Raw genomic sequence first — 16,514 nt, 5'->3', positions numbered from 1 at the left:
AAAAACGGCAGATGGCAGCCAGTTGCAGCCATCGTCGCCGAAAAACCCGCAGCCGCCAGATCCTGGCAGCCCATGTGGGTCAGGGCTGACGCATACAATGCTCCGTTCTCCTGCGCGGGCCCGTGCATACGGCGTGCGCAGCGACCCTTTTTCGACCTTCCAATCCTGGAGTCTTGCCCGTGTTTATTTCTTCCGCTTTTGCCCAGACCGCACCCGCAGCAGCAGCCTCCGGTGGCGACTTCATGTCGCAGCTGTACGGCATGGCACCGCTGGCACTGATGTTCGTGGTGCTGTACTTCGTGATGATCCGCCCCCAGATGAAGCGCCAGAAGGAGCACCGCTCCATGATCGAGGCGCTGGCCAAGGGCGACGAAGTGGCAACGGCCGGCGGCATCATCGGCCGCGTGACACGCATGTCCGAGCAATTCCTGCACATCGAGATCGCCTCGGGTGTGGAAGTCCAGATCCAGCGCAGCGCCGTCGTACAGGTGCTGCCCAAGGACACGCTGAAGTAAGCGCTGTCCCTGTCTTGCGGGTGTGCGGACCGCGCAGGCGGCAGCACACCCTTTTGTGCGTTGCTGTCTACAAAGAGCGAAGAGCGCGATCATGAACCGATATCCGGTCTGGAAGTACGCGATCATCGTGATCGCGCTGCTGGTGGGGGTGCTCTACACCCTGCCCAATTTTTTCGGTGAGGCGCCTGCGGTGCAGGTCTCCTCGGCCAAGGCCACCATCAAGGTGGACAACGCGGTGCTGCACAGGGTCGAGGAGGCCTTGAAGGCCGCCGATGTCAAGCCCGATGTGCTGACCATCGAGGGCACCTCGGTGCGGGCGCGCTTCAACACGCCCGACGAGCAGCTCAAGGCCAAGGACGTGATCCAGAAGGCCCTGATCCCCGATGCCAACGACCCGGCCTACATCGTGGCGCTGAACCTGGTGTCGCGCTCGCCGCAATGGCTCACGGCCGTCGGCGCCAAGCCCATGTACCTGGGCCTGGACCTGCGCGGTGGCGTGCACTTCATGCTGCAGGTGGACATGGCTGCGGCCCTGACCAAGAAGGCCGACTCCTTTGCCGGCGACCTGCGCACCTCGTTGCGCGACAAGAACATCCGCCACGGCGGCGTCTCGCGCAACGGCAACACCGTCGAGATCCGCGTGCGCGACGAGGCCATGCTCACGGCCGCACGCAATCTGGTCACCGACCAGTTCCCCGATCTGGCGGCCACCTCCGAGCCTGATGGCGCCGGCTTCAAGCTGCTGGCCTCCATCAAGCCCGAAGCCCTGCGCAAGGTACAGGAGCAGGCGCTCAAGCAGAACATCGTCACCCTGCACAACCGGATCAACGAGCTGGGCGTGGCCGAGCCCGTGATCCAGCAGCAGGGTCTGGACCGCATCATTGTCCAACTGCCCGGCGTGCAGGACACGGCCAAGGCCAAGGACATCCTGGGCCGCACGGCCACGCTGGAAGTGCGCCTGGTCGACGAATCCTCCGAGGCGCGCGGCGCCGAGCTGGGCTCGGGTCCCGTGCCCTTCGGCTCCGAGCGCTACCTGGACCGCAACGCCCAGGCCGTGATCGTGCAAAAGCAGGTCGTGCTGACCGGCGAGAACCTCACCGACGCACAGCCCGGCTTCGACAGCCAGACCCAGGAACCCACGGTCAACCTGGTGCTCGATGCCAAGGGCGCGCGCATCTTCAAGGACATCACGCGTGAGAACGTGGGCAAGCGCATGGCCATCATCCTGTTCGAAAAGGGCAAGGGCGAGGTCGTGACGGCTCCCGTGATCCGTACCGAGATCGGTGGCGGACGCGTGCAGATCTCGGGCCGCATGACCACGGCGGAAGCCAACGACACGGCCCTGCTGCTGCGCGCCGGCTCCCTGGCCGCGCCCATGGAGATCATCGAGGAATACACCATCGGCCCCAGCCTGGGGGCCGACAACATCAACCGCGGCATCCACTCCGTGGTCTGGGGCCTGGTGGCCATCGCGGCCTTCATGTGCGTGTACTACATGCTGTTCGGCGTGATCTCCACGGTGGCCCTGTCGGTCAACGTGCTGCTGCTGCTGGCCATCCTGTCCATGCTGCAGGCCACGCTGACCCTGCCCGGCATCGCCGCCATGGCGCTGGCGCTGGGCGTGGCCATCGACTCCAACGTGCTGATCAACGAGCGCATTCGCGAGGAACTGCGCGGCGGCGTCTCGCCGCAGGCCGCCATCCATGCGGGCTACGAGAACGCATGGCACACCATCCTGGACTCGAACGTGACCACGCTGATCGCGGGCCTGGCGCTGCTGGCCTTCGGCTCCGGCCCGGTGCGCGGCTTCGCCGTGGTGCACTGCATCGGCATCCTGACCAGCATGTTCTCGGCCGTGTTCTTCTCGCGCGGTCTGGTCAACCTCTGGTACGGCCGCCGCAAGAAGCTCAAGAGCATCTCCATCGGCCAGGTCTGGAAGCCGGAAGACACCAGCCAGCTGCGCTCCGTGGCTGCCAAGGGTTCCAGCGTCGCCGATTCCGGCGCCAACAACTGAAAGGGGGAAGACCATGGAGTTCTTCCGCATCCGCAAAGACATCCCCTTCATGAAGTACGCGTTGGTCCTCAACGCGATCTCCTTCATCACCTTCGCGCTGGCCGTGTTCTTCCTGCTCACGCGCGGCCTGCACCTGTCCGTGGAGTTCACGGGCGGCACCGTGATGGAGGTGGCCTATACCCAGACCGCCGACATCGCCAAGGTGCGCGATACCGTCTCCAAGCTGGGCTACAGCGACGTCACGGTGCAGAACTTCGGCACGTCGCGCGACGTGATGATCCGCCTGCCCGTGCAAAAGGACGTGTCCTCCGCGCAGCAAAGCGAGCAGGTGCTCACGGCGCTCAAGAAGGAAGACGCCGAAGTCACGCTGCGCCGCACCGAGTTCGTGGGCCCGCAGGTGGGTGACGAGCTCATGCACAACGGCCTGATGGCACTGGGCTTCGTGGTGCTGGGCATCGTGATCTACCTGGCCATGCGCTTCGAATGGAAGTTCGGCGTGGCCGCCGTGATCGCCAACCTGCACGACGTGGTCATCATCCTGGGCTTCTTCGCGTTCTTCCAGTGGGAGTTCTCGCTGTCCGTGCTGGCCGGCGTGCTGGCCGTGCTGGGCTACTCGGTCAACGAGTCGGTCGTGATCTTTGACCGTATCCGCGAAGCCTTCCGCAAGTTCCGCAAGCTCAGCACCACCGAGGTGATCGACCACGCCATCACCAGCACGATGAGCCGCACCATCATCACCCACGCCTCCACCGAGGCCATGGTGCTGTCCATGTTCTTCTTCGGCGGTCCCAGCCTGCACTACTTCGCGCTGGCGCTGACCATCGGCATCCTGTTCGGCATCTATTCCTCGGTCTTCGTGGCCGCCGCCATCGCCATGTGGCTGGGCGTCAAGCGCGAGGATCTGATCAAGGCGCCCAAGGCTTCCACGGACCCCAACGATCCCAACGCCGGCGCCACTGTGTAAGCGAATGTTCTAGCTCCAGACCGGCTTACACTCGCGGGCATGCCCACCCTGCCCACCCCTTCCAACGCGCCTGCTGGCACCCAGTCTTCACTGGGCCAGCAGGCGCGTTTGCATTGGGTGCGTGGACTGTGCAAGGGCCTGCCCGGCGTGGCCCAGCAGCTGCTGGCCCAGATGGAACAACAGGCCCAGGCCGTGGGCACCGCACGTGAAATGCAGGAGCGTCGCGAGGCCTGGTCCAGCTACCGCCAGCACCAGGCGGCCTGGCTGAATGCCTGCATGCAGGCGCTGCAGGGCGCACTGCAGCCGGGCAGGGCCACACCGGCCTCCGTGCCACAGCGCGGGGCGCTGCAGTTCGAGCTGCTCAGCGACGATGTGGTGGAGAACAAGATCCTGGCCTCCCGCATGGCGCTGGCCATGGGGGAAACCACGGCACCCGTCTTCGATACGCTGCGCCTGCGCATGCAGGCCATCGAAAACCAGGAACTGCCATCCGACGACATTCTGCGCAGCGAGTCCGTGTGCCGCCATCTGGTCGAGCAATGGCTCGCCAGCGGCCTGCAGCGCGGCGATCTGCAGCGCGTGATCGATCTGCTGCAGACGGCCCTGGCACCGCTGCTGGTGGCCGGATACCAGGCGGCCCACCAGCTGCTGGACGGCCAGGGCGTCACCCGTTCGCAGGACGTGGCCATGCGGGTGCGGCGCACCGAAGGCGGCCACTCCACGCGCGCCATGGGCCTGGGCCCGGCCACGGCGCCTGTCTCGACCTCGCAGCCTTCCTCGGCCTATGCGCCCACACAGATGGGCGGCGTGCCGGGCGCTGCCGCCTCCTATCCGCCCAACGGAGCACTGCCCCAGGGCCAGATGCCCGTGGGCCTGACAACACTTTCGCGCGCACGCCACCGCGCCCATGAAGTCGTGGGCCAATTGCGCCGCCTGCTCATGCAGCCGGGCGTGGGCGTGCCGGGCCTGGTGCCCGGCGTGGGCGGCGTGGGCGGTGGCCTGCAGCAGGCCCCCGCATCGGCCGCGCTGACGCAGGCCCTGCTGGAGCAGCGCGTCGTGGCCCAGACGCAGTACCAGCAGATGCTGGCCCGGGGACTGACCACGCTGCAAATCGATGCCAGCCCGGCCGCCATCGGCCAATTGGTGGGCCAGGTGCGCGAGCGCTCGGCCGAGCTCAAGCGCAAGGCCACCACCTCGGGTGAAAAGGCCACCATCGAGATCGTGGCCCTGATGTTCCAGGCCATCCTGACCGAGGACCGCATCCCGCCCTCGGTGCGCGTCTGGTTTGCCCGGCTGCAGGTGCCCGTGCTGCGCGTGGCGCTGGCCGAGCCGGAATTCTTCAGCAATCTGCGCCACCCGGCCCGGCTGCTGATCGACCGCCTGGGTTCGTGCGTGATGGGGTTCGACGCCTCCAGCATCAGCGGCAGCGCGCTGGAGTCGGAGATCCGGCGCATCGTCCAGGTCATCGAGCAGTACCCGGAGACCGGCCAGAAGGTTTTCGTGCTGGTGCTGCGCGAGTTCGAGGACTTCCTGGCGCGCTACCTGACCCAGTCGCAGGACAAGGCCAAGATCGTGAGCGTGGCCCAGCAGGTGGAGCAAAAGGAAACCCTGGCCATCCAGTACACGATCGAGCTGCGCCACCTGCTCACCGACATGCCGGTGCGCGAAGAGATCCGCGAGTTCCTGTTCAAGACCTGGACCGAGGTGCTGGCCCTGGCCGCCGTGCGCCACGGCGCCAAGGACGCGCGCACCATGCGCTTCAAGCAGGCCGCCAGCGAACTGGTCTGGGCCGCCAGCGCCAAGCCCACGCGCCAGGAACGCTCGCGCGTGATCCAGACGCTGCCGACGCTGCTGCAGACGCTGCGCGAAGGGCTGGCCCTGATCGGCGTCACGGGCGAGGGGCAGTCCGCACGCATCAAGCTGGTCACCGACACGCTGGCCGAAGCCTTCGTCTCCAAGACAGCGACCATCGCACCGGCCCGCATCGAGGCCATGGCCCAGCGACTGTCCCATCTGGAGCAGTACATCAGCGAAGACGGCATGCTCGACGAGGACATGCCGCTGTCGCCCGAGAACATCGAGATGATCCTGGGCGTGGACACGGCCGGGCTCAACGTCATCCCGAGCACCAACACCCCCGTGGACCCGGTGATGCTGGAGTGGGCCACCTCGCTGGAGCCGGGCCGCTGGTTCACGCTGGACCACAACGGCGCGCGCATCCAGGTGCAATACACCTGGCGCAGCCGCCGCAAGCAGCTGCACCTGTTCGCCGCGCTCGATGGCACCTGCCACCTGCTGCAGCTGCGGCGCATGGCCTCCTACCTGCAGTCCGGCCTGCTGTCCGTGCATGACGAAGAGGCGCTCACGGTGCGCGCGACGCGCGATGCGCTGGAGAAGATTCAGGCGAACCCTGAAAGGCTAAGCTCCCCCTGAGGCGCTACGCGCCTTCCCCCGGGGCACGGCGCCTCTCTACCCGCTTCGCGGGGAGGGGGACGATGCCATCGGCTAGGCGCCCCCACCGCGAGGCGGCTCTTGCTCGGCATCTCCCGCTTGGGGACGCGCCAGTTTTTGAGATCAGGCCTGGGCCAGGCGCTGGAACAGGCCGCCGGGCAGGCGCTCCACGCGGCCTTCCAGTTCCAGCTCCAGCAGATGGGCCTGCAGGGCTGCGGCGTCCATGCCTGTGCGGTCCATGAGCTCGTCCAGCGACAACGGGTCGTGGGCCAGGGCGCGCAGGGTGGCGTCGTTCTCATGGTCCTGTGCGGACTGAACAGCTGCCGCTGCCGCCGCTGCTGCCGGTACGGGCTTGGAAAGCGGCAGGCGCACGACCGTTCCCTGCAGCTCATCGAGCACGTCCTGCGCCGTTTCCACGAGCTTGGCGCCCTGGCGCAGCAGCGCATGGCAGCCGCGCGACTGGGGCGCGTGGATGGAGCCGGGGATGGCAAAGACCTCGCGGCCCTGTTCGCTGGCCAGCCTGGCCGTGATCAGCGAGCCCGATTGCAGGGCCGCCTCGACCACCAGCGTGCCCTGGGACAGGCCCGCAATGATGCGGTTGCGCTGCGGAAAGTGCGCGGCCATGGGGCCGGTGCCCAGCGGATACTCGCTGACGATCAGCCCATGGCTGGCCACTTCGCGGGCCAGGCCGATGTGGCGCCGTGGATAGACCTGGTCCAGGCCCGTGCCGACGACGGCAATGGTGACGGGCGCCGCCTGGGCGCCCGTGCGCAGCACCGCGCGCAGTGCGCCCTCATGGGCAGCGCCATCCACGCCCTGCGCCAGTCCGGAGACGATGCACAGGCCGGCCTCGGCCAGCGCCTGCGCCATGGCGCGCGCATTGGCCGCGCCCTGGACCGTCGGCCCGCGGCTGCCGACCATGGCCAGGGACTGTGGATAGGGGAACCAGGGACCAGAACCTGCCATGCAGCGCTCGCTGCCCTGCACATGCAGCAGCAGCGGCGGATCTTCGGTCTGCAGCAGCGACTGCGGATACTGGGGATGGCCCAGCGCAAGCACGGCATGCAACTGCCCGGAAGCGGGCTGGTCCAGCCATTGCGCCGTGGCCGCCACAAGCTGCTCCAGGCGCTGGGGCACGGTCTGCAGCGAATGGGCCTGTGCCGCCGTCACCAAGCCGTGCCAGGCGGCTGGAGGGCCGCTCCAGATGTTCTGCGCGCCACCGCAGGCCGCCAGCAAGCGCCGCGCCGTGGTGCGGCCCACGCCGGGCGTCAGCAGCAGCCGAAGCCAGGCGGACAGCTCCTCGGGAGCGAGCCGGTCGGTGGGCTGCAAGGCGGCCGCCATGGCGTTGCCGGCAGGCCGCTGGGGCTCAGGGAGCCGGCGAGGTCAGGCTGTCGCCCACCTCGACGCCGCGCCGTGCCTCCAGGATCAGCGCGTAGGAGACGCGGTCGAAGGTACGGAACACCATGGCGTAACCATTGCGTTCGTCGGGCAACTGCACTTCTTCCTTCTTGTCGCCCGTCTTGTCCACGATGCGCACGCCACGGCGGATCAGCTCCAGCACCGTGCCCACGTCCATGCCGTCCTGCGTGCCCTTGTTGATGGCAATGACCTGGTTGTTGGCCGCCCAGCGCACGGCCTGGTCGCCGTACAGGGACACCACATGGGCCTTCACGGCAGCCTGCGGCGCATGCGGCGCATAGTTCATGTAGGTTCGTTCCGGTGCGGGCAGCAGGCGGTCGCCAGCACGCATCTCGGTCTTGGCACGCGACAAGTCCACCGTGGCGGGAGAGGCCTGCTCGTGCTTTTCGCCCTTGCTGTCCACGATCTCCAGCGAGGTCTCGCCCTCGATGAGATCGGCCAGGCCCAGGTACTTGGCCTCGTAGCCCAGCACCTCACCGGAGATGGGGTCCTTGAGCGCCACCGCATCGCGGAAGACACGGTACTGGCGCGGCAGGCCGTCGCCCTTGCGCAGCGGCGCCTCGGCCGTGCCGCGTGCATAGGCACGGTCACCGCTGGCCATGAGCACGCGCTCGTCCGTGGTGGCGATGAGGCGGGGTGCGCGCAGCAGCGTTTCGGCATCGACCACCAGCGGCTCGGCCAGGAAGGGCTCGATCAGATGGGGCTGCAGCGTGGGCAGGGCCGCCTGCGCCAGCGACTCGCTGCGCGTGCTCGGAGACACGCGCACCACACCGGGCTCGCCGCCGTCGCCCATGGGCCGCGCCGTGCTCAGGCGGGCATAGCCATCACGCTTGTCCAGGTACAGCACCTGGCCCGGATAGATGAGGTGGGGATTGGCGATGGCCTGCATGTTCATGCCCCACAGCTCGGGCCAGCGCCAGGGACGGCGCAGGTACATGCCGGAGATGCCCCACAGCGTGTCGCCGCGCTTGACGGTGTAGCTGTCGGGCGCATCGGGCGCCAGCTCGCCCACGGGAACGCCCTGCTGGGCCACCTGCTGGGCGGCCGAGCGCTGCGATGCCGTCACCGGAAGCTGCTGCGCGTGGGCCGCCGCGAACGCAGCGATCAGGGCCGTTGCGACAGTCCAGGTACGAGCTGTGGCGAATGCAGTCATGGAATTCCTCTTCTTGTGGCTGACGCAGCGTCCCTCCTAGGCACTGCGGCACGACCGATCTTGTCATGAACGGCCATACAGGTCTTACAAATCAGCAAAGATTCTGCGTGCAAGGCCATGAGAGGGCAACGCTTATTGCGTCGTCCCGCTGCGCCCAGGCAGAAAAGTGGCGAAAATAACGACATTCACCGACCACGCCATGTCCATTCTGCCCATTCTTTGCTATCCCGACCCCCGCCTGCACACCGTCGCCAAGCCGGTTGCCAAGGTCGATGACCGCATTCGCCAGCTGGTCCAGGATATGTACGCCACCATGTATGACGCCCAGGGCGTGGGCCTGGCAGCCACCCAGGTGAACGTGCACGAGCGCGTGGTCGTGGTCGATGTCTCCGAAGGCCGTGACGAGCCCTTTGCGCTGATCAACCCGGAACTGCTCTGGGCCAGCGAGGAAACGCAGCTGGGCGAAGAAGGCTGCCTGTCGGTGCCCGGCATCTATGACGGCGTCGAGCGCTCCACCGCCATCAAGGTCAAGGCCCTGGACGAGAACGGCAACGAACGCATCATCGAGGCCGAAGGCTTCAAGGCCATCTGCATCCAGCACGAGATGGACCACCTGATGGGCAAGGTCTTCGTCGAGTACCTGTCTCCGCTCAAGCGCAACCGCATCAAGACCAAGCTGCTCAAGCAGCAGAAACAGGCAGAACGCGCATGACCCACCTGCCAGCGCTTCGCTTCATGCCGCGCTGGAAGATGGACGGCGCGGGCCTCGTTACCTGGGCGCTGCTTGCCCTGGCCTTTTCCTTGCTGCTTGCCGGCTGCGCCGTGCCCGAGTGGCAAAAGCCCGGCACGCCGCGCTCCGAGATCGAGCGCTCCATGGGCCGCCCGACCCTGAGCCTGCCGCTGGACGGTGGCGGCACGCGCCTGGTCTACAGCCGGCAACCTGCGGGCCAGCAGGTCTACCACATGGATTTCGACGCCAGCCAGCGCCTGGTGCGCGTGGAGCAGGCGCTCACCATCGAACGCTTCCACGCCCTGCGCAATGGCGAGGACACCCGGGAAAGCGTGCGTCAGCTGTTCGGCCCGCCTGCGCTGATCGAGAGGGTCTACAGTTTCAACGGCGACATCTGGACCTACCGTATTCTGGAAAATGGCATTCGCCGCCAGGCCCATGTGCATATCGACCCCGCCGGCGTGGTGCGCCGCGTGATGTTCACCGACGAAGTGTTCAACGACGACGACCGTCGCTGAGCCGGCACACCGTCCCACTGTCCCTACTGGATTGCATGAGAGTCATTTTTGCCGGCACGCCCGAGTTCGCGCGCGTTGCCCTTGAACGCCTGCTCGCCGCGGGCTTTACCGTCCCCCTGGTGCTGACCCAGCCCGACCGTCCCGCCGGGCGCGGCATGAAGCTGCAGGCCTCGCCCGTCAAGCAGTGCGCGCTGGAGCATGGCATTGCCGTGGCCCAGCCGCGCAGCCTGCGCCTGGACGGCAAATACCCCGAAGAGGCCGCCGCCGCCCGCGCCGCCATCGAAGCGGCCCAGGCCGATGTCATGGTCGTGGCCGCCTACGGGCTGATCCTGCCGCAGTGGGTGCTCGACACGCCCCCGCGCGGCTGCCTGAACATCCACGCCAGCCTGCTGCCGCGCTGGCGCGGCGCCGCGCCCATCCACCGCGCCATCGAGGCCGGCGATGCCGAGACCGGCGTCACCATCATGCAGATGGACGCGGGCCTGGACACGGGCGATATGTGCCTGATCGAGCGCCTGCCCATCACCGCCGACGACACCACGGCCAGCCTGCACGACAAGCTGGCCGACCTGGGCGGGCGCCTTATCGTCGAGGCGCTGGAGATGAGCGCCTGCGGCGGCCTGCCGCGCACGCCCCAGCCCGCCGAGGGCGTGAACTACGCGCACAAGATCGAAAAGGCCGAAAGCCAGATCGACTGGCGCCAGGATGCCGAGGCCATTGCCCGGCGCCTGCGCGCCTTCAACCCCTTCCCGGGCGGCGCCACGCAGTACGGCGATGAAGCCATCAAGGTCTGGGAGGCTCACGCCGACCCCGCCATCGCCGTGGCGACGGCAGCCCCCGGCACCGTGCTGTCCGCAGGCGCCGACGGCGTACGCGTGGCCTGCGGCCATGGCGTGCTGTGCATGACGCTGCTGCAGCGCGCGGGCGGCAAGCGGCTGGCGGCGGGCGATTTCCTGCGCGGCTTCGATCTGCCTGAAGGAGCCGTTCTGGACGGTGCTGCCAGCGGCGGCACGCCATGAACCTGCAGCCCCTGGTGGAGCGCGCACGCGGCATTGCGCGCGATCCCGCCTTCATGACCGGCGTGCGCGACATGTCGGGCACGGCGCTGGGCATAGGCGCCTGGGGCCTGGTCACGGGCGTGGCCATGATCAAGAGCGGCATGTCCTTGCCCCTGGCGCTGTTCATGGGCCTGCTGGTCTATGCCGGCAGTGCCCAGCTGGCCGTGCTGCCGCTGATGGCCGTGGGCGCGCCCATGTGGGTGGTCTGGTTCACGGCCATCTGCGTGAACCTGCGCTTCGTCATCCTCAGCAGCATGTGGCGCAGCTACTTTGCCCACCTGCGCCTGCGCCACCGCCTGGCCATCGCCTATTTCAGCGGCGACGTGATCTTCGTGGGCTTCATGAAACGCTACCCCGATGCCCGGCCCCAGCCCGAGCAGCTGCCCTATTTCTGGGGAGCCGCCTCGACCAACTGGCTGGCCTGGCAGATCCCGTCCACGCTGGGCATCCTGCTGGCCGACCAGGTGCCCCTGTCCTGGGGACTGGGCTTTGCGGGCGTGCTGGCCCTGATGGGCGTGCTGCTGTCCATGCTCAACGACCGTGCCACCTGGGTGGCAGGCGTGGTTGCGGCCAGCGCGGCCGTGGCGGCCTTTGCGCTGCCGCTCAAGCTCAATATCCTCGTGGCCATCGCTGCAGCCGTGGCCGCAGGCCTGCTGGCGGAAGCGCTGCAGCAGCGCCTGCGCGCACTGCAGGCGCCTGAAAAAGGGGAGTCAGGCCCGGTGATTCTCCCGCCCGATACAGCCCATGGCGAGCGCCATGCCCGGCTGCCGCTGGACGAAGACGTCCGACCCGTGGAAACAACCAAGGAAAAGGAAACGCTCTGATGGATCTGTCCTGGCTGTGGCCCTGGCTGGCCTGCGTGGGCCTGGCGGCCATCACGCTGTTCACACGCGCCTTCTTCCTGATTCCAGAGCGCGAGGTGCCCCTGCCGCAATGGCTCAAGCGCGGCCTCAAGTACGCGCCGCTGGCGGCCCTGGCGGCCGTGATTGCGCCCGAGATCGTGATGACCAACGGCCGGCTGATCTCCACCGTGGTCGATGCGCGCCTGCCGGCCCTGGCTTGCGCGGTCATGTATTTTTTTTACAAGCGCAGCATCATGGGAACGATCGCGCTTGGCATGGCGGTCTATCTGCCACTGCATATCGGCCTGGGCTGGTAGGCGCAGCGCGGCCCAGAGCGGTCGAGAGCGCCCGGCTCCTTGGCTGAAACCGGATTACAGGCGGCTCCCGATGCCCCGGATCGCCGGTGCGCACGCCCGCTGCCGGGGCGGGCACGCCGCCTACAATGGCCGCGCTTTACCTCTTTTTCGTTTCAATTCCATGGCGATCGCCACCGATCGCAACGCCGCCGTCATGAACATTCTCCGTTTCTCCGATCTGTGCGCCCAGGGCAAGGCCCAGGGCCAGCGCGTCTTCATCCGCGCCGACCTCAACGTGCCCCTGAACGATGCCGGCGAGATCACCGAGGACACGCGCGTGCGCGCCTCCGTGCCCGCCATCGAGATGGCACTGAAGGCCGGCGCCGCCGTGATGGTGACCAGCCACCTGGGCCGTCCCACCGAAGGCGAGTTCAAGCCCGCCGATTCGCTGGCGCCCGTGGCCCGCCGCCTGGGCGAGCTGCTGGGCCGCGAAGTGCCCCTGGTCGCCGACTGGGTGGACGGCGTGCAGGTGGCGCCCGGCCAGGTCGTGCTGCTGGAGAACTGCCGCGTGAACGTGGGCGAGAAGAAGAACAAGGAAGAACTGGCCCGCAAGCTGGCCGCGCTGTGCGACATCTTCGTGCACGACGCCTTCGGCACTGCCCACCGTGCCGAGGGAACCACCTACGGTATCGCCCAGTTCGCGCCCATTGCCTGCGCGGGACCGCTGCTGTCGGCCGAGATCGACGCCATCACCAAGGCCCTGGCCAACCCGCGCCGCCCGCTGGCCGCCATCGTGGCCGGCTCCAAGGTGTCGACCAAGCTGACCATCCTGCAGTCGCTGGCAAAGAATGTGGACCAGCTCATCGTGGGCGGCGGTATTGCCAACACCTTCATGCTGGCCGCGGGCCTGAACATCGGCAAGAGCCTGGCCGAGGCCGATCTGGTCGGCGAGGCCCGCGCCGTGATCGACGCCATGGCCGCACGCGGCGCCGAGGTGCCGATTCCCACCGACGTGGTGGTCTCCAAGACCTTTGCGGCCGACGCGCCCGCCACCGTCAAGAAGGCCACCGAAGTGGCTGACGACGACATGATCCTGGACATCGGCCCCGAGACCGCCGCCCGCCTGGCCGAGCAACTGCGCAAGGCCGGCACCATCGTCTGGAACGGCCCCATGGGCGTGTTCGAGTTCGACCAGTTCGCCAACGGCACCAAGGTCGTGGCCCAGGCGATTGCCGAGTCCGACGCCTTCAGCATCGCCGGTGGCGGCGACACCCTGGCCGCCATCGCCAAGTACGGCATCGAGGACAAGGTCGGCTACATCTCCACGGGCGGCGGCGCCTTCCTGGAGGTGCTGGAAGGCAAGACCCTGCCTGCCTTCGAGATCCTGCAAAAGCGCGCCAACGGCTGAGCACGGCAACATCCGGATACGGGGCACTTTCTTGTCAGTGCCTCGCGGCGAAGCCACAATCGACACTTTGCGCAGCTGCAGCAATCCGCCGCAGCGCGCCCCCGCACCGAGGAGAAATCCATGCGATCGTTCAAATCCGCTGGCGGCCTGGCCCTGGCGGGCCTCTGCCTGGCCCTGGCGGGCTGCGTCAATGCACCGATGACCAGCTACTTCGAAGCCACGGCCCAGCCCAAGATCGGCGCTGCCGGCCACTGGGACTCCGTGGCCAACGATGTCGTCGCCAAGACGCTGGAAACACTGCAAAAGACCGGCATCGAGCGCACCACGCCGGTCCACGTGGCCCTGCCGGCTGAGCCCAGCCAGTTCGACAAGGGCTTTCGTGAGCTCATCATCACCAAGCTCGTGCAAAGCGGCGTGACCGTCATGCAGCAGCCGGCCCAGGCCCAGCTGCAGGTGAGCTACGGCGCCCAGGTCGTGCGCCACGGCAAGCGCCTGCCCAACCCCGAACTCGTGCTGACGACGACGGTGGTGCGCAACAACCAGTACCTGGCGCGCAAGACGGACGTCTACTACCTCGAAAAGAGCGACGCCGTGCTGTTCACGGCCGAGGACGAGCGCCCCGAATTCCCCGCCAAGAACCTGAAGGTGGTGGGCCAATGACACTGCGCACGCCTTTCCTGCCGGCCGCGCTGGCTGCGGCGGCCCTGCTGTCCGCCTGCGCCGTGCCCGCTCCCGCGACCACGCCCGAATCGTCGGCCGCGCGCCGCGGCGAGCCCACCTACCAGTCGGCCGCAGCCAACCCCTTCATCGCCAGCAGCCGCGCTGCCGTGGACGAGCTGGTCAAGGGCCTGAACACCGAGGAACTGGGCGAGGCGCCCGTGCTCGTGGCCACCGTGGTCAACGTCAACGACCTGACGCGCTCGGCCCCCCTGGGCCGCACGCTCAGCGAGCTGTACGCCTCCCAGCTGTCCGCCAAGGGCTACAACGTCAAGGAGCTGAAGCTGCGCGGCGATGTGTACGTCAAGGAAGGCACGGGCGAGCTGCTGCTGTCGCGCGAGATCAAGGACATCGCCCGCAACCACAATGCGGCCCTGGTCCTGGTGGGCACGTACTCGGCGGCTGCCAAGTACACCTATGTGAGCCTGAAGCTGGTTCGCACCGACGACAGCCGCATCGTGCGCAGCCACGACTACGCGCTGCCCAACAACATCGACATCCAGCGCCTGCTGGGCGCCCCGGCCACGGCGCAACGCTGAGGCCATGCAGCCTGACTGCGCCCGTGTGCGCAGTCAGGCTGCGTCGTCTTCTCCTGACCCTCTCCTGCTTGCCCTCAGCGGCCGCGCGCCGGCCACAGCACCGAGGCGATGGCCACCACCATCAGCGCCACGGCCGTCCAGTCCTGCCAGTGCAGCACCTCGCCCAGCCACCAGGCACCGCTGAACACGCCCAGCACGGGGATCATCATCACGCTCAGCGTGGACGCCACGGGCGGCAGGCTGCGCGCCAGGAAGAACCAGACCGTCTGGCCAAAGCCCAGCACCAGCACGCCGTTGAAGACGATGGCGCCCGTGGCCTGGGCGTCGGGCCAGTGCCACAGGTGGCGCTCGAAGACGAAGGCCAGCACCGTGAGCGTCAGCGCGGTCAGCGCCACCATCCACAGCGTCATCGTCAGCAGGGGCACGGGCACCTCGGCGCGGCGCAGCTTCTGCGTGCCGAAGGCCCAGCTCAGCGCGGCGGCCAGCATCAGGCCCACGCCGATGGGGCGGCTGCCCAGGGCGCCGACCTCGTGCCACAGCAGCAGGAGCACGCCCGCCAAGGCCGCCGCCACACCCGCCCAGGCACGCGGCGCCAGCCGGTCATGGAAGAACAGGCTGCCCAGCACGGCCGAGAAGATGGGCATGGTGTAGCCCAGGATGGCCGCCCGCCCGCTGGACAGCATGGGGATGGCAATGATGATCAGGCTGTTCCACAGCACCATGTTGAACAGCGTCAGCTGCGCCAGCTGGGGCCAATAGGCGCGCGGCACGGCCAGAGGCAGGCGGCGCCAGACCACGAAGGCCGCCAGGATGGGCAGCCCCACCCACATCGAGGCCATGCGGAAACTCAGCGGCGGGAAATGCTGCACGCCCAGCTTCATCACCGGCCAGTTGATGCCCCAGATCAGGGTCAGCGCGATCAGCAAAAGGATTTGTCGGGCGGTGAAGGCAGGCATAGGCCGCCGATTGTGCCCGCGGGCCGCCAGGCCCGCTGGATGCCCGGCGACAGGCCCCGGGAAGGGCCGATCGCTAAAATCGCGCCCCATGACCTTTCTCGACATGCTGCGCAATGCCACCGCCCAGAACCAATCCATGCTGTGCGTGGGCCTGGACCCCGAACCCAGCCGCTTTCCTGCGGCCATGCGCGGCGATGCAAGCAAAATCTACGACTTCTGCGCCGCCATCGTCGACGCCACGGCCGACCTGGTGAACTCCTTCAAGCCCCAGATCGCCTACTTCGCGGCCCACCGCGCCGAAGACCAGCTGGAAAAGCTCATGGCCCACATGCGCGCCGTCGCGCCCCATGTGCCCATCATCCTGGACGCCAAGCGCGGCGACATCGGCTCCACCGCCGAGCAATACGCCAAGGAAGCCTTCGAGCGCTACGGTGCCGATGCCGTGACCCTGTCGCCCTTCATGGGCTTCGACTCCATCACGCCCTACCTGCAGTACGAGGGCAAGGGAGCCTTCCTGCTGTGCCGCACCTCCAACCCCGGCGGTGACGACCTGCAGGCGCAGCGCCTGGCCGACCTGCCGGGCCAGCCCCACCTGTTCGAGCATGTGGCGCGCCTGGCGCAAGGCCCCTGGAACACCAACGGCCAGCTCGGCCTGGTGGTGGGCGCAACGCGCCCGCAGGAGATCGAGCGCGTGCGTGAATTCGCGCCCTCGCTGCCGCTGCTGATTCCCGGCGTGGGCGCCCAGGGGGGCGATGCCGTGGCCACGGTCAAGGCGGCGCGCATCGGCGGCGGCCCCATCATCATCAATTCCTCGCGTGCGGTGCTCTATGCATCGCAGGGCGACGACTTCGCTGCCGCCGCGCGCACCGCCGCCCAGGCCACGCGCCAGACGCTGCAAGACGCAGCCGCCGCCTGAGACGGCAGGGAAGCCCGG

General features: G+C 67.9%; 16 protein-coding genes. 13 read left to right on the top strand and 3 right to left on the bottom strand.

Annotation, left to right across the window (positions count from 1 at the left end):
- The first annotated feature begins 179 nt into the window (after nt 1-179).
- The 4 genes from yajC to BO996_RS04300 all read left to right on the top strand — a co-directional run bounded on the left by yajC (nt 180) and on the right by BO996_RS04300 (nt 5,926).
- Nucleotides 180-515: a preprotein translocase subunit YajC gene (gene yajC / locus BO996_RS04315; protein WP_071957020.1), complete on the top strand. Its 336-nt coding sequence runs from the start codon at nt 180-182 to the stop codon at nt 513-515.
- A 91-nt stretch (nt 516-606) separates the two neighbouring features.
- Nucleotides 607-2,529 carry a protein translocase subunit SecD gene (secD, locus tag BO996_RS04310; protein WP_043825337.1) on the top strand — a complete coding sequence of 641 codons (1,923 nt, stop codon included), beginning with the start codon at nt 607-609 and terminating at the stop codon, nt 2,527-2,529.
- 13 nt (nt 2,530-2,542) lie between these two features.
- On the top strand, nt 2,543-3,493 hold the full coding sequence (gene secF, locus BO996_RS04305; RefSeq protein ID WP_012202769.1) for a protein translocase subunit SecF: 951 nt from the start codon (nt 2,543-2,545) through the stop codon (nt 3,491-3,493).
- A gap of 39 nt (nt 3,494-3,532) precedes the next feature.
- Complete coding sequence (locus BO996_RS04300; protein ID WP_071954105.1) at nt 3,533-5,926, top strand: DUF1631 family protein; 2,394 nt, start codon at nt 3,533-3,535, stop codon at nt 5,924-5,926.
- 141 nt (nt 5,927-6,067) lie between these two features.
- On the opposite strand, the gene dprA is transcribed toward BO996_RS04300, so the two are convergent.
- Both dprA and BO996_RS04290 read right to left on the bottom strand, forming a co-directional pair.
- Nucleotides 6,068-7,285: a DNA-processing protein DprA gene (dprA, locus tag BO996_RS04295; RefSeq protein ID WP_071954104.1), complete on the bottom strand. Its 1,218-nt coding sequence runs from the start codon at nt 7,283-7,285 to the stop codon at nt 6,068-6,070.
- 25 nt (nt 7,286-7,310) lie between these two features.
- Complete coding sequence (locus BO996_RS04290; protein ID WP_012202766.1) at nt 7,311-8,516, bottom strand: LysM peptidoglycan-binding domain-containing protein; 1,206 nt, start codon at nt 8,514-8,516, stop codon at nt 7,311-7,313.
- 199 nt (nt 8,517-8,715) lie between these two features.
- Between BO996_RS04290 and def the strand changes: the two genes are divergently transcribed.
- The 8 genes from def (at nt 8,716) to BO996_RS04250 (ending at nt 14,624) form a co-directional block, all read left to right on the top strand.
- Nucleotides 8,716-9,228: a peptide deformylase gene (def, locus tag BO996_RS04285; protein ID WP_012202765.1), complete on the top strand. Its 513-nt coding sequence runs from the start codon at nt 8,716-8,718 to the stop codon at nt 9,226-9,228.
- The gene (locus BO996_RS04280; protein ID WP_071954103.1) at nt 9,225-9,764 is read left to right on the top strand and encodes a hypothetical protein; all 540 of its coding nucleotides are present in this window, start codon (nt 9,225-9,227) and stop codon (nt 9,762-9,764) included. The genes def and BO996_RS04280 overlap by 4 nt, the downstream gene beginning before the upstream one ends.
- A gap of 35 nt (nt 9,765-9,799) precedes the next feature.
- Nucleotides 9,800-10,783: a methionyl-tRNA formyltransferase gene (gene fmt / locus BO996_RS04275; protein ID WP_043825327.1), complete on the top strand. Its 984-nt coding sequence runs from the start codon at nt 9,800-9,802 to the stop codon at nt 10,781-10,783.
- On the top strand, nt 10,780-11,646 hold the full coding sequence (locus BO996_RS04270) for an AzlC family ABC transporter permease (protein ID WP_071954102.1): 867 nt from the start codon (nt 10,780-10,782) through the stop codon (nt 11,644-11,646). The genes fmt and BO996_RS04270 overlap by 4 nt, the downstream gene beginning before the upstream one ends.
- On the top strand, nt 11,646-11,981 hold the full coding sequence (locus BO996_RS04265) for an AzlD domain-containing protein (RefSeq protein WP_012202761.1): 336 nt from the start codon (nt 11,646-11,648) through the stop codon (nt 11,979-11,981). Before BO996_RS04270 ends, BO996_RS04265 begins: the two co-directional genes overlap by 1 nt.
- Nucleotides 11,982-12,174: 193 nt before the next feature.
- Nucleotides 12,175-13,368: a phosphoglycerate kinase gene (locus BO996_RS04260; RefSeq protein WP_043783159.1), complete on the top strand. Its 1,194-nt coding sequence runs from the start codon at nt 12,175-12,177 to the stop codon at nt 13,366-13,368.
- Nucleotides 13,369-13,488: 120 nt separating this feature from the next.
- Nucleotides 13,489-14,028, top strand: a complete 540-nt coding sequence (locus tag BO996_RS04255; RefSeq protein WP_012202759.1) for a hypothetical protein — start codon at nt 13,489-13,491, stop codon at nt 14,026-14,028.
- Complete coding sequence (locus BO996_RS04250) at nt 14,025-14,624, top strand: FlgO family outer membrane protein (protein WP_043825323.1); 600 nt, start codon at nt 14,025-14,027, stop codon at nt 14,622-14,624. Before BO996_RS04255 ends, BO996_RS04250 begins: the two co-directional genes overlap by 4 nt.
- Nucleotides 14,625-14,698: 74 nt before the next feature.
- Here the strand turns inward: BO996_RS04250 and BO996_RS04245 are convergent, their stop codons facing one another.
- Complete coding sequence (locus BO996_RS04245; RefSeq protein WP_043825322.1) at nt 14,699-15,580, bottom strand: DMT family transporter; 882 nt, start codon at nt 15,578-15,580, stop codon at nt 14,699-14,701.
- An 88-nt stretch (nt 15,581-15,668) separates the two neighbouring features.
- On the opposite strand from BO996_RS04245, the gene pyrF reads away from it, so the two are divergent.
- Nucleotides 15,669-16,496 (top strand): orotidine-5'-phosphate decarboxylase, encoded by an 828-nt coding sequence (gene pyrF, locus BO996_RS04240; RefSeq protein WP_012202756.1) that lies wholly within the window; start codon nt 15,669-15,671, stop codon nt 16,494-16,496.
- Nucleotides 16,497-16,514 lie beyond the last annotated feature (18 nt).

The organism is Delftia sp. HK171 (assembly GCF_001886655.1).
GTDB classification, from domain to species: Bacteria; Pseudomonadota; Gammaproteobacteria; order Burkholderiales; family Burkholderiaceae_C; genus Comamonas; species Comamonas acidovorans.
This window is presented reverse-complemented; position numbering and strand designations above follow the sequence as displayed.